This is a genomic window from Litorilituus sediminis (genome assembly GCF_004295665.1).
Classification (GTDB): Bacteria; Pseudomonadota; Gammaproteobacteria; order Enterobacterales; family Alteromonadaceae; genus Colwellia; species Colwellia sediminis.
Genome location: NZ_CP034759.1, coordinates 538021 through 553331 on the forward strand (window position 1 = coordinate 538021; position 15311 = coordinate 553331).

General features: G+C 38.4%; 9 protein-coding genes. All 9 read right to left on the bottom strand.

Going from position 1 to position 15311, the window contains the following annotated elements; genetic code table 11:
• Positions 1-52: 52 nt before the first annotated feature.
• Entirely contained in the window at positions 53-451 is a 399-nt protein-coding gene (locus EMK97_RS02495; RefSeq protein WP_130599140.1) for a hypothetical protein, read from the bottom strand.
• A complete protein-coding gene (locus tag EMK97_RS02500) occupies positions 448-1017 on the bottom strand; it encodes a hypothetical protein (protein WP_130599142.1) in 570 nt (189 codons plus the stop codon). Before EMK97_RS02500 ends, EMK97_RS02495 begins: the two co-directional genes overlap by 4 nt.
• A 173-nt stretch (positions 1018-1190) precedes the next feature.
• Positions 1191-2201, bottom strand: a complete 1011-nt coding sequence (gene pyrD / locus EMK97_RS02505; protein ID WP_130599144.1) for a quinone-dependent dihydroorotate dehydrogenase — start codon at positions 2199-2201, stop codon at positions 1191-1193.
• A 121-nt stretch (positions 2202-2322) separates the two neighbouring features.
• Positions 2323-7185 (bottom strand): NAD-glutamate dehydrogenase, encoded by a 4863-nt coding sequence (locus EMK97_RS02510; protein ID WP_130599146.1) that lies wholly within the window; start codon positions 7183-7185, stop codon positions 2323-2325.
• A gap of 411 nt (positions 7186-7596) precedes the next feature.
• On the bottom strand, positions 7597-9954 hold the full coding sequence (locus tag EMK97_RS02515; RefSeq protein ID WP_130599148.1) for an efflux RND transporter permease subunit: 2358 nt from the start codon (positions 9952-9954) through the stop codon (positions 7597-7599).
• Between the two features lie 50 nt (positions 9955-10004).
• Positions 10005-11027 carry a WD40/YVTN/BNR-like repeat-containing protein gene (locus EMK97_RS02520; RefSeq protein ID WP_130599150.1) on the bottom strand — a complete coding sequence of 341 codons (1023 nt, stop codon included), beginning with the start codon at positions 11025-11027 and terminating at the stop codon, positions 10005-10007.
• 81 nt (positions 11028-11108) lie between these two features.
• On the bottom strand, positions 11109-12470 hold the full coding sequence (locus EMK97_RS02525) for a DUF1329 domain-containing protein (RefSeq protein WP_130599152.1): 1362 nt from the start codon (positions 12468-12470) through the stop codon (positions 11109-11111).
• Positions 12471-12500: 30 nt separating this feature from the next.
• A complete protein-coding gene (locus EMK97_RS02530; protein ID WP_130599154.1) occupies positions 12501-14585 on the bottom strand; it encodes a DUF1302 domain-containing protein in 2085 nt (694 codons plus the stop codon).
• Positions 14586-15027: 442 nt separating this feature from the next.
• Positions 15028-15261: a DUF2835 domain-containing protein gene (locus EMK97_RS02535; RefSeq protein ID WP_342774629.1), complete on the bottom strand. Its 234-nt coding sequence runs from the start codon at positions 15259-15261 to the stop codon at positions 15028-15030.
• Positions 15262-15311: the final 50 nt, after the last annotated feature.

Genomic DNA, 15311 nt, shown 5'->3' on the forward strand with positions numbered 1-15311 from the left:
TATTAGTTCAAATTATATTAGTTGTATTAATTGAGTTAACTCAGCTAGTTGCTTAACCTTGGTTAGTGTTAACCGCCAAAATTGGAAACTTACTATAGCCAAATGATACCGTAACGGTTTGCAGCTCTTGTCCTGAAAAATTGAGTTTTATTGCCGCAGGCGCTTTACGCTTACCATCAGCAAAAATCGCCATCAAATGTTCTTGCTTAAATACCCTTTCACCACCAGCGGTATTTAGTAAGGTTAACACTGCCCAGCGCTCCCCTTCTTCATTACTCATTAAGACATAATTCACTAATTCAAAGTCACTTTGCAGCGGTTTTATATCTCTATCATTGGGAAAAGCTAACTGAAAATTATTGGGCACTAATCTATCTACCGTTAATGCTTGGCTATTTTCTGCAGCGCAGTGAAACGCTATAAGTGAGCTGAGTAATAATATCTTTTTCATTGTTCATCCAAGTTGATTGTTTTCTTTAACTGCTTAATGTGTTCTTGATAGCCTAACTCATCAAAGTTTACTGAACACTTATTCATAAACCCATGTAAATAATCTGTTTTTAGTACACTAACGAGTGGCTTGCTTTCTACCACTTGGGCTAGCTGTTCAATAGCAAAGTACGGTTCAAATTTAGGCAATATTAATTGCACAGCAAACCTCGGCGTTATATGCAAATCATGTCTAATTTGACTACCATAAAAACCAATAGCTCGTTTTATATACTTACCTTGATAGTTTTGTGATAGCCGCCATAAGACACTGGCACCGACACTAAAACCAATCATTGTACTTGGTTTGCTCAGTTCGCTTATTTCAAGACTGACACTATCAAGATAAGCATCTATACCTACTTTATCAACAAAATATTGATAAGCCTGTGCTTCATCAGTAAATGCCATCATTCGTCCTTGATAAGGATCGATAATTTTTATTGCGCCTATAGCTTGAGCTAAAGCAATTAACGCCGGTGTTCTACCAAACACATCCGCTAAGATAATACTATTTTCACTTGTCATGTTGAATGATCATCTGTATCGACAGCCTTGTAACGGCTTCACCTAGTTACTGCTTTTTTTAATTGCAGAGCCATATCTACAAAATAGTTTTACTAACGCTATACTAAAGCACAATAAAAAAGCCTTAGCTACCGAAGTTACTAAGGCTTTTCCCTTTAAAAACGCATAAAAATTTATAAACCAGCAACAATGTCTTTTACAAGCTCTGGACCTTGATAAATAAAGCCAGTATAAACTTGTACTAAACTTGCACCTGCTGCTAATTTTTCATTGGCGTCATCACTTGAGGCAATACCGCCAACGCCAATAATTGGTAGCTTATTATCTAATGCTTTGGCTAACATTTTAATGACTTGAGTACTTTTCTCTTTTACAGGCTCGCCACTTAAACCGCCCTGTTCATCGCCATGTTCTAATCCTTCAACACCTTCTCTTGAAAGTGTCGTATTGGTGGCAATCACACCATCAATGTCATTAGCAATTAAAGACTGTGCAATTGATTCAACTTCTTCTTGTGTTAAATCTGGCGCAATTTTTACCGCCACAGGCACGTACTTGCCATATTGCTCAGCTAACTGTTTCTGCTCTGCTTTTAAAGCTGATAATAACTCGTCTAACGCTTCACCGTATTGTAAAGAACGTAAACCTGGCGTATTAGGTGATGAAATGTTTACCGTAATATAAGTAGCAAAATCATACACCTTGCGCATACAATGAACATAATCATCTTTAGCATTTTCTTCTGGCGTTGATTTATTTTTACCTATGTTAATGCCAAGTACACCTTTATATTTAGCACTACGTACTTGGTCAACTAAGTAATCAACGCCTTTATTATTAAAGCCCATGCGATTAATTACTGCATTGGCCTGTGGAATTCTAAAAATTCTTGGCTTATCGTTACCCGGTTGAGGCTTAGGCGTTACCGTACCCACCTCGACAAAGCCAAAGCCCATAGCAGCAAAGGCATCTATACATTCACCGTTTTTGTCTAAACCTGCCGCTAAACCAACTGGATTTGGGAATTTAATTCCCATCACAGTAACGGGTTTATCTTGTACTTTCTGCTTATACAAGCGATTAAGCGGTGAAGCGCCTGTTTTTTTCAAACTCTTGATGGTGAGTTCATGAATATTTTCTGGGTCAAACTGAAAAAAAACTTTTCGTATCGCTGAATAAAACATAGTGCCCCTAATATAAACTTAAAATTGATAACTGAACGGCTAAAAAGAAAAATCCCCGCTAGGCGAGGATTTTATCAGGTAAGCAGAGCATTACAACACTCTAACTCTGTGTAGAATAAAATTATTTAGCACTTACTGGCTGGCAATTTAAGCTTAATAACATTAATTCACGTAGCGCGACTGAGAACTTAGCAAAGTCATGCGTTTGCCCCACTTTAAAGTCAGACAAAATATGCTTCCAACGTTCTAACGGTTGCTCGTTTGTCACAATCCAGTCTGCTAATAACTGCTCTAAGTCTTCCACTTTTGCATCACACTCACAACGAAGTACCACAGAGGTTAGTGAGCGTTGTTGCCAATCTAACTCTTCTCTAAATGAAGCACGTGCTAATGCTTGCCAGTGGTTAGCTACTGGTTGACGTGTAATTTGATCTAAGAACCAATGCAGTTCTAAACGTACACCCAGTTTAAAGTACAAGTGTGCCACTTGTTCAATAGTACGGCCATCTTCATTCGCCACCTCAGCAATATCCATGGTTGAGAATAAAGTACTTAATTGCGAAATTCTAATAGCGATTTCTTTTGGCACACCAGCATTAATTAAATCACCTGATACACGTTGCAAGCCTTGCATTTCTTCTTCAACCATAAAGTTGGCAAGGTTGGCTGATAAGGTCGCAAACGTTGGTTGGTACAAGGCAATTGATTGCTCAATAGATAACGCTTTATTGCGGTGACGTAAGAACCAACGAGTAACACGACGAACCGTACGACGATATTGGAATAACATTTCTGTTTGGATCGCTGTTGAAATTTTATTATCTAAAACTTCAATTTGCTTCCAGAAATCTTCCATTTCAAAAACAACACTGGCAATAGTGTAACAGTTAGCAATTTCAGCTACGCTTGCACCAGTTTCTTCTTGCATGCGGTTAACAAAATTAAAGCCCATATCATTACCAATCTTATTGGCTAACTGAGTTGCAATAATTTCAGCACGTAGCGGATGACTTTGCATTTCAGTTTGGTAATTTGCTCTTAGCTTTTCAGGGAAAGCATCGATCAATAATTGATCGTGATATGGGTTGTTAGTGATCTCGTCATGAACTAAATCATCTTTTAATACCATTTTGCTGTATGCCAATAACACTGACAGCTCTGGTCTAGTTAAACCACGACCTTCAGCTAAGCGCTCAGCTATCTCTTCATCATCAGGAATAAACTCTAAGGCGCGATCTAACTTACCCGTTCTTTCTAGTTCATGAATAAAACGTACTTGTTCTTTCAACTGATTAACACCACGCATCGCTGTAATCGATAACGAATGTGTTTGGCGATAACAGTCTTCAATAACGATATCACCTACTTCATCAGTCATATCGTAAAGTAGTTTATTACGTTGTTTAACGGTTAAATCACCGTTTTGCACTAAGGTATTTAATAAAATCTTAATGTTTACTTCGTTATCTGAGCAGTCAACACCACCGGCATTATCTACCGCATCAGTATTAATTCGACCACCAGTAGCTGCATACTCGATACGACCAAGTTGAGTTAAACCTAAGTTACCGCCCTCGCCAACAACTTTTGCCTTAAGCTCAGCGCCATTAATACGTAGCACATCGTTCGCTCTATCACCCACTTCAAGGTGAGTTTCTTTACTACCTTTAACGTAAGTACCGATACCACCGTTCCATAGTAAATCAACTTCCATGCGTAAAATGGCTTGAATTAAGTCAGTTGGTGCCATGTTTTGCTTCTGAGTACCAATCATTTTCTTAATTTCTGGTGTCAATTTAATTGACTTCACATGGCGACTGAAAACACCACCACCTTTAGAAATTAAGTCTTTATTGTAATCTTCCCATGTACAACCAGGTAAGTTGAATAGACGTTCACGTTCTTTATAAGAACTTGCTGCATCTGGATTAGGATCAATAAAGATATGCATATGGTTAAAGGCTGCTTGTAAACGGATATGTTTAGATAACAACATACCATTACCAAAAACATCACCCGCCATATCACCTACGGCCATACAGGTAAAATCAGTTGTCTGACAGTCAATATCCATTTCTCTAAAGTGACGTTTTACTGATTCCCATGCACCTTTAGCTGTGATACCCATGGCTTTATGGTCATAACCGACACTACCACCTGAGGCAAAGGCATCACCTAACCAAAAGTTATATTCTTCAGAGATACCATTAGCGATATCAGAGAAAGTTGCTGTTCCTTTATCGGCTGCCACAACTAAATAAGCATCGTCTTCATCTAAGCGCACAACATCTTTTGGTGGCACAATTTCACCAGCGACAATGTTATCGGTAATATCTAATAAAGCTCTAATAAAGGTGCGGTAGCACTCTTTACCTGCTTCAAAAATTTCTTCACGCGAACCTTCTGGTAACTGTTTACAAACGAAGCCACCTTTAGCACCAACAGGTACAATCACAGTGTTTTTAACTTGTTGCGCTTTAACTAAACCAAGTACTTCGGTTCTAAAGTCTTCACGACGATCTGACCAACGTAAGCCACCACGAGCAACTTTACCGCCACGTAAATGCACACCTTCAACTTGAGGTGAATAAACAAATATTTCAAACTCAGGGATAGGTAGCGGGATTTCGCTGATCTTTTTAGGGACGATCTTAAACGAAATATAAGGCTTTTCGTTATCATGCTGATCTAACTGGAAGTAGTTAGTACGAATAGTGGCATTAATCATTTCAACAAAGCGTCGAATAATACGGTCATCATCTAAGTTAGCAACATTATCAAGTGACGCTTCAATTTCTGCTAATACTTTATCAATCGCTTTCCCTTTAGCTGACTCAGACGACTTGCTATGCGGATCAAAGCGCAAATTAAATAACTTAATTAATAGTTCAGCTATATCCGGATAACGTGAGAAAGTATCTTCAATATAGTTTTGGCTAAATATACCACCAATTTGTCGCTCGTATTTGGCAAAGGCACGTAATATTGATACGGCACGACCTTCAAGACCTGCACCTAAAATTAGACGGTTAAAACCATCATCTTCTAAATCACCACGCCATACCTTAGCAAATGCATCTTGGAACAAAGTGCGAACTTTGTATAAATCAAAGTGGCCTTCACCTGTTAGGTACATAGAGAAATCAAGTACCCAATTGGTTTCACCGCCTGCTTTTATCGCATATGGACTTTCACCAATAACACGTAAACCAAAGTTTTCTAACATAGGCAGCACATCACTTAAATGAATTGGCTCACCTTTGTGGAATAGCTTTAACTTAACAAAGCGGCTGTCTGGCTTTTCTTCAAGTGGTTGATAGAAAAGCATTTCTAAGTTATTTTCTTCAGTTAAATTCTCTAACTTTTCAATATCAACGATGGCAGAGCCTGGTAATACTTCGTCTTTATAGGCTTGTGGAAAGTCCGTATACTTTTTGCTTAATGCTTTAGCATCAGCTTCACCACGGTTAGCACCTAAAGCGGAAACTAACTTATCGTCCCAGTTACGCGCGGCTTCATTTAAATTCTTTTCAATTTCTTTCACGTTAATATCTGCTTTAGTCGAGTTAACTTTAACAATGTAATGTGTTCTAGCATGCACAGATTCAGAGAAGAAGGTTGTAAACTCAACTTCTTCATCACTGTTAAATACTTCTTGGAATAACTGTTGAGTTTCTACTCTTAGTTTAGTGTTGTAACGCTCTCTTGGTACGTAGACCATACAAGAGTAAAAACGATCAAAGGCGTCGCGACGAATAAATAAACCTGAATAATCACGCTCTTGCATTTGCAAAATACCCGTTACATTATGCAATAACTCCTCTATAGAGCTTTGCAAAATTTCATCGCGCGGGTAGGTTTCTAGAATATTAATTAGGGCTTTATAAGCATGTGTGCCTTTAGCAAAGCCCGATGCGGTACATACATCGTTCACTTTAGATTTAATTAACGGTAAATCAAGTGCACTGTTAGTGTAGTAAGCTGAGCCAAATAAGCCGATAAACCTATCTTCACCGATCACATTACCTTTATCATCGAAACGTTTAACACCGATGTAATCTAACTGAGCTGGGCGATGTACACGAGAACGAGAGTTAGTTTTAGTTAAAATTAAATGGCTAGAGCCAAGCGCTACTTCACGACCGGTTTCACTTAAACTAGACACTAAACGTGACTTAACCCCTTTTGAATTTTTCATCAAACCTAAGCTTGAATCAAAATCAGCCTCAAGAGAAATATCCCCTTTCACCGCTTTAACATCATAAGAGCGATAGCCCATCAAGGTAAAGTTATTCGATGCAATCCATGATAGGAAAGAAACCGTGTCGTCTTTAGCTTTTTTCGTGCCAGGTAGCTTAGCTTTCTTTACTTGGGCAACAACATCATTTAAACGGGCTAGCATTGGCTGCCAATCACTTACGGTAAGTCGAATATCTTCTACTACTGAAAGTAACTCTTCTTTAATGGCATTGAGCTCCGCTTGGCTTGATTGACGATCAATCTCGATAAAGAAAATAGTTTCTTCTGAAGTGGCTTTAATTTTCTTATCAACAATGGGCGCAAGTTGGGCAATTTCTAAATCTTTGGTGCGTACAACTTTAATAGGTGCATTTAACATTAAGTGTGGGGATAAGCCTAATCTGTTCAAAGCGATACGAATCGAATCAACTAAAAACGGCATATCCTTAACAATCACTTCAATTATGGTATGGCTAGATTTCCAACCATTTTTACTTACTGAAGGGTTAAAAACATGAATAACAGGCTCATCATCTTTGTGTTCGTTCAGTGAACTCCACAAGCTCAACGTAGCGCCATACATATCGCTATCATTTCGATGAGCGAGATCCAAAGAAGAGATATTGCTATAGAGCAAGTTGGCAAATTGCTCAACTAATGGGGCAATATTCTTAGGAACTTTCTGGTGAATTAACTGTGATACATTTTTCAGAATCACTGAAGGTGAACCGTTTACTAACGCCATGCCGTTTTCCTTTGTACTTTATAAAAGAAAGCTTGAATAATTGGTTAATTGCTAAACTGCTCGTTATTTTTTTAAGCTAAAAACTAAGCAGATTTATATTATTTTTTTATAACTGTCTATCAGAATAGACTATGGCTGCGATTTTATGAATAAATCTAAGCTATTGCGAGTTTTTTTTTGTTTAAAACAGAGTTTAAATCCGTGTTTTACGGCAACATTTCCTTGCATAGCAAGTGAATATTCCATGTTTATGCAAGATTGCTAAATAGAAACTAAATTAAAGCGCGTTTAATTGTTTTTTTATGCAGAGATTTTCAGGCAAATTTGAATAAAAAAAGTTTGTTTAATTTGATATTAAACAAACTTTTTTGAGCAGGAAAAATTAGAGCTTTTATTCAGTATATTAAAAGGCTAATCACCCGTTTTACCGGCAATAACAAACTTTTCTTTGTCATTGCTATTATTTTTTTTATTTGGCCATAAAAAGGCAGCCAATGCTGGTAATACAATCACAGCGGCAAGCATATTCACTAAGAACATGAAAGTAAGTAATATTCCCATATCAACTTGGAATTTTAAATCCGAGAAGAACCAAGTAGAAACACCAATCGCTAAAGTAAAGCCAGTAATAAGTACAGCACTACCCCGCTCTTTTAACGCGCTTAGATAGGCATCATGAACATCGGCACCTTCTTTTAACCTGATGCTCATAGTTGAAAGAATATAAATACCATAATCAACACCTATACCAACACCTAAAGCAATGACAGGCAAGGTTGATACCGTTAAGCCGATATCAAGTGCCGTCATTAACCACTGCGCTAACGTTGAAACAACATATAGCGGTAGAATAACAACTATGGTTGCCCGTATGCTTCTAAAGCTTAATAGGCATAATAAAATAACCGCACCATAAACATACAACATCATAGGCAGCTGAGCTTCAGCAACGGCTTCATTTGTTGCCGCCATAACACCTACAGGTCCTGAGGCGAGCTTAAACTGAACTTGTTCACTGCCTAATTCTTGCGATGCCGCTTTTACTTCTGCAATCACTGTGTCTATCGTTTCTGCTTTATGATCTTCTAAAAATAGAATAACAGGCATAACACTACAGTTGCTATTTAACAAACCGCTTGATGATGGCACTCTAGCAATGGATTGCACTAACGTTTGTTGGTTACGCGGAATAACACGCCATTTCGGGTTACCTTCGTTATAACCGGCATTAACGATTTTTGAAATAGAAGCAAGGCTGACCGCAGATTGCACACCGGCAACATTTTCCATTCGCCATTGGAATTGGTTAATCGTCGCCATGGTATCGTAATACGTACAGGCATCTGGCGTGGTTTCAATAATCACTGACATATAGTCAACACTAATGGCATATCTATCAGTAATTAAGAAGGTATCTTGGTTATATCTTGAGCTTTCATGAAGCGCTGGCGCACCAGCATGTAGCTCACCTATTTTTAAACCTTGCCCCTTAATAAAGCCTATCGCATAAAGTACAACGGCAATCGCAATAATTACAGTAGCAGGCCCTTTCGTTGCAAAACTTGCCACCATCTGCCATACCGGACTCTCTTCTTTTAATTGTCCAACTTTCGCGCTTGGCTTAATGTGAAGGTATGACACCATGACTGGTAATAAAACTAAGTTAGTCAGAATAATCATAGCAACACCCAGTGATGCGGTGATCGCTAACTCTTTAATTATGCCAATATCAATTGATAATAGGGTTAAAAAGCCAACCGTATCAGATAAAAGCGCAATACCACCAGGGATTAATAATGCTCTAAAACTCGCTTGAGCGGCTGCCATGGTATTAGAGCCAGAGCCTACCTTTTTAACGACCGAGTTGATCATTTGTACGCCATGACTCACGCCAATAGCAAAAACTAGAAATGGCACCAAAATTGACATAGGGTCTAAGCCAAAGCCTAGTGTAGATAACATGCCCATCTGCCAAACCACGGCGATTAATGAGCAAAGAATAGGTAAAAAAGTCAGCCTAATTGAATGACAAAATATATAAACCATTACCGCGGTTATTGCGATAGCAATAGCAAAAAATAACACCACGCCTTTGGCACCGTTAGCGACATCACCCACCATTTTGGCAAAGCCGATAATGTGTACACTAATATTACCTTTTTCAAACTCTTGGCGTACTTCCTCTTCTAGCTGCTTAGCAATATTTAAGGTATCAAGCTTTTCACCTGTGGTTGGATTAATGTCCATCAAGGCAGCCTTTACCATAGCGCAGCTATAATCATCCGCGACAATGCCACCAACAATACCCGCCTTCTCGACATTGCCTTTTACAATGGCTAAACCTTCAGGTGTTGCTTGAAAATCTGCTGGAATTACCGGGCCGCCAGCAAAACCGTCTTCCACCACTTCAACAAAGCGTGTGCTAGGTGAAAATAATGATTTAACTTGAATACGATCAACACCAGGAATAAAAAATAACTTGTCATGGACACCTTTTAAAGCATCAAAGAATTCTGCGTTAAAAATATCTCCTTCACGATCACACACAGAAATTAAAATATTATTAGCACCACCAAAATTTGCTCTATGCTTTAGGTAAGTTTTCATATAGCTATGATTTAACGGAATATTCTTGGTAAATGCCGCATCGAGCTTAATTTGACTTGCTTGAAAGAGAAGAAAAGCACTTGCCAAGGCAAACATGACCAAAACGAATAATCGATGGCGAAATAAACCGACTTCAATACGGTTAGCGAGGGAAATTTTCATCGTTTTTTTCAATCCACACTATGTTTATTAAATACTAGTTAACTACGTCTTTATTCAGTAAAAGAAATAACTTTAATGCCAACTTCTGAAGCAACCACTAATTGCTTTTTAAACCAAACACCAGCAACCAGGGATTTACCGTCTTTTTGCGCTAAAACTTGGTAGCTTTTTCCATCATCGACACTTTCTAATAGCATGCCACTATTACCCAAGACAAAAATACGATTTTCATCAGTAACAACAACATCATTCAGTAAGGCCGTGGTATTGGTATTCACTTCAGACCACTGCGTGCCGTTATTGGTCCCTCTAAAAATATGACCACGTAACCCCGCAACCAAAAGGTTACCGGTTTTTGTTCTACCTAAATCAAAAAAAGAGCCTTGATATATTTCATTGTATTGCTGCCACGTTTTACCAAAGTCATTACTCTTGGCTAACAAGCCCGTTTCACCTAATAAAAACATGGTTCTGCCATCAGCAACTAAGCGATTAAAATGCGGCAAAATAAAGGCAATCTCATCTAAGTAGGCTTCTTCATCGTCAGCTTTTAGCTCATTTAAATAATCAATATCATCTGCTAATAAGAACTCTTGGTGAAATTCACTTTGCCATGTTACACCGCCATCAAGCGTTCTTAACATCAAGCCATAAGCACCAACAACAACCCCTTCTTGGGCATTTTTAAACACGACATCAAATAACGGCTTTTCCATATCTGGCTGATAATATTGTATCTGCCAATTTTTACCGCCATCTTGAGTATGTAAAATTGTTGCATCGTGCCCTACCGCCCAACCTAAAGACTCATCAAGAAAAAAGACACTGGTTAAGGTAGATTGCACAGGGACATTAGCTTGTTGCCAATTTTTACCATCAGAAGAATTAATAATATGACCATACTCGCCCACTGCGATCAAACTGGTATTATTAATTTGTTCAATATCTAATAATAACGATTTACTTGCCAATTTTGCTTTAATAGAGGGGTTAGGCGCATGATGCTCAGCGTCGTTTGCCTGAGCAAAAGGCTGTAAAAGTAGTGAGGTAATAACAAAAAAGATAGAACGCATAAAAATACTCTAACAATACGTTAACAAAGCGATGTAAAAATAAAAACGGCTGACCTAAGTCAGCCGTAATATCTATAAAGCTTACCTGCGACCTTCACGTCGTAAGGCTGATGGGGTAAAGTCTTTATCTTGTAACTGCACAGAAAAGTCGTACATTTTCGCTTCATTATCTAAGCCGATAGCTAAATAACGACGAGACTGAATATCATGATACACTTCTAAGGTAGACCACTGCGTAGGTACTTCATAGTAGTTAATACCATGAGCAACGCCCACTCTGTATAGTTCATCACGGTTATCATAAATATCTGTCACCGCTACTTGCCAGCTATCTTCATCAATATAGAAAACACGTTTCTTATAGGTATGACGGGTATTTTCTTTTAAGTTAGCTTCGACAACCCAAACTCTATGTTTTTCATAACGAACTAGATCTGGATTGATATGACCAGGTTTTAAAATATCAGCATACTTCACTTGATCACTATGTAAACGGTAATCATTGTATGGAATAAGTAGCTCTTGCTTACCTTTTAATGTCCACGTATAACGATTTGGCGCACCGTTATACATATCAAAATCATCCGTTGTTCTTAAGCCATCAGACGCTGTACCCGGTGCATCATAAGCAACATTTGGCGCTCTACGTACACGACGTTGACCCGTATTATATGTCCAGGCTTGGCGTGGCACTTTAATTTGGTCCATTGTTTCATGCACCAATAAGGCTGTTCCTGCTAAACGCGCTGGCTCTGTAACCTTTTGCTTAAACTTAAACAGAATATTTGTTTTTTCTAACGCTTCAGGTGACGCACCTTTAACACCATAAGGAAGCATTAAAGTTTCATCAAAGCCAATATAGGTATAACTACCTGACGCTGTTGGTGCAGCTTGACCACCTTGACGAGCAACATTTTCACCACGATAACGTAGTGTATGATTCCAAATCGCTTCTAGGCCATTTTCAGGCACTGGGAATGGGATACCTACTGCTGCTTGCTTGATGCCGTTACCGCCTTCGATTAATTCTGAACGGGTGGCATTGTCTTTAACCGCTTGATACACGTGCTCAGGGAAAGAGGCACTACGGCGAGTTTGATAAACATTCATTTTGAAACTATCAGGGTAAGTTTCAAATAATTTAATTTGACCTGGCGTTAAGAGATCTTTGTATTTATCTAAGTTGCCGGCATTAACTTCATACAAGACTTTGTCATTTGGGAAAGGATCTACATGATGCTTACCCACTTCATAACCAGCAGGAGCTTTAGTAATACCACCAGTCCACTCAGGAATAGAACCATCTGCATTAGCAGCACGCTCTGCTCCCATAGGGGTTAATTCTTTACCAAGCTTAGCAGCTTGTTCAGGAGAGATTTTGGCCACAGCAACACCACTTAACGCAAGCGATACGGCCAAAGAAATTAAGGGTAACTTTTTCATTGTCATTTTCATTATACTAAGTGCCTTATATTAAATAGAGTATTTTATGCTGAACGAGACATAATCACGGTCTTCCATTTTATTGGTAGTGCCAACACCACCAAAGAAGCCGTTGTAGGTAAAGTCTGCTGACCATTGACTTTGATAATCAAAGGTAATGCCAGCTGAAATAGACTTTCTATCTTCAATAAACATAAACAATGGATCAGGCGTAATACCTTTAACATCATGAGAAAATACAATGCGAGGATTAATATTTACACCAGCAAATACGTTGTTGTATTCAAGCTTAGCAACCGCTTTATAGCCCCAAGCAAACTCTGTTGGGAATGGGTTAGTTTCAATACCATTTTGTACTGATTTTTCAACTTCATATGCACGTCGACCGTCAATATAAATTTCACCACTACGCGCTGTACCTGGGCCATTTAGCCTTAATACACTTTGCTCAGGGATATCATTAATATTAATACCACCAAATTCAACAACACCAACAAACTGGTTAGCACCAAGTGTTGGGCCAAATAGATGGGTTAGTGTCATTTGCGCTTGTAGTGTATCTGATAACCAAAAGCCATCTGCCTGCACGCCTGAACCATAAGGATTACCATCTGGTGCGTTTAGTTGTGAAATACCGTCTAATGATTCAAACCCCGGTATACCAGCATTGGCTAATTGCTGTGGCATAGCTGCAAATAATAATTCAACATCATCAATTTGTAATGGCTCGTCTTGACGATAACTAATCTCACCAGCAACGGCCGTGGTTCCGATATTGGTATTAAAACTCATAGCATACATTTTAATATCTTCTGGGTAGGCAAGTTTTACCTGAGAAAAAGCCGATAAGTTAGTGTAGTTATCTTCGGTTATTTCATTTTTCGCTAAATAAGTTAAATCACTCCCCATTGAAAGTGTACCAAAATCAGCGGTTTGACCCGAGAACAATGGGCGACGACTATGATAATTGACATAGTATAAACTTAGTTCAGTATCATTTAATGATGGTAGATACATTGATAGGCGCAAACCATACTGTCCGCCATCATCAGGTCTTAATTCTGCTTGAGCACCAGGTGCTCGTAGTGTTACTTTGGTTGGGTAAGCTAAATAAGCTTGCGCAGCAGCAGGGTTACCCGCTCTAACCATATCACCAACTTGATTCAGCCCTTGAATTAAATAATTTAAATCTATATCTGGGTTGCCGGTAAAACCTAGTTGAACATTATTAAAGTGTCCGCCGTCACCAGCAAAATCATTGGTAGAAAAATAACTACCTGGTGGTGGTAAAATAGTTTTTTCCCAACTGTACTGATAGAACATTTCTAAGTTAAGGTTTTCGGTCATACCCAATGATGCCCACACAGCACCAAACGGAATAAACGCTTCTTTTAATTCTGCCCCTGGAGCACGAAGGCGAGCAATATCAACCGGGTTTATTTCACTGATACCATGAGAAATTAGTGTACTTTCACCCCAGCTAATCACTTGATTACCGACACGAATAGATAATGGCATTTCACCAATATCAAAATCACCATATACGTAGGCATCGAGTAAACGAACATCGGTACATACTTGTTCTTTGGCTTCTGGATCATCACACGGGTCAATCACATCACCATTAATTGGGTTAGTCCAATCATAGGTGCCGTTCATCATGGCAAAATCGTAGTAGTACATACCACGCATAAAGATACCAAAGTTATCATAATGAACATCTAACTCATGACTACCTTTAATTAGGTTTGAGAAACTTTCACCGGCATCGTAGTTTAAGCCACCAAGATCACCATTGTTTGAATAGCTACCAGCCCCTTTCCAGATAGTATCGTTAATTGGAGTAGGGTTTAATACTGCGTGATATTGGCTAAAATCAAAACCATTTTTCAAGTTATTTGATTTACCAACATTATCGCTCCAATTGCGATCTTCTACACGCCAACTAGAACCAGCACTAAATGTAGAGTCAAAGCTAATTTCTACATCACCGAATTCAAACCTAGCAGCTTGTGCTGTATTGGTAGCCGTAGCAAGCATTGTCATTGAAAGTGCTGCAGCAATACCAACAGCTAAAGGTTTTTTGATAAACCTATTGCGAGGGCTTTGTTTCATCTATTCTCTCCCCTGTCATGACTTGAAGCGTTTTATAAATAACTCAACTTGGCTTTACGTTGATTATTCGCATCAAAATCATATTTTTTATTATTGAGTTAATGTCATGATTTATTGGTTGTTCTTTTTTAGCATAACCACAAAGTGAACAAGTACGTTCCTCCAAGGTGGATTAAACAATAATTGCATCATTTTCACTTGGTAGCAAGCGCTAAAACCTTGTGTTAAGGCTCTGTATTTAAATGACTTGCGTTCAAAATAAAGTCAATTTCAAAACAATGTTTTAAACTAGCGTTTAAAATACAATGATAAAGAAAAGTTCACCTTTAACTAAGTTAATGAAATAACGCTTATTTAGTCAAGGTAATTACCAAAATTGCAGACTATCATGGTCTGACCACTGTTTAAAGCTTTTACTCTATCCTCGTGGACTTTTTGCAAATTATTTAAGCTTAGTTAGCGATAAAAATTTATTATTGTGCGTTTCTAAACAAAAATTCCCGATAATTCCTTGTCGGGTTATATATTTACGAAGATGCATTGCTGGAAATTGCACCTTAAGGCCTTGATCGGTGATCACTATGATCGTGCTAGCCCGACCTTCGTAATAAGGCATAAACTCATCAATTGACATTCTAATTGAAAAAAAATACTTCATTAATAATAGCCTAAGCATCAAATTGTGGGTAATAAAACGCGTATTTTAGATTACCCACAAAAATTACT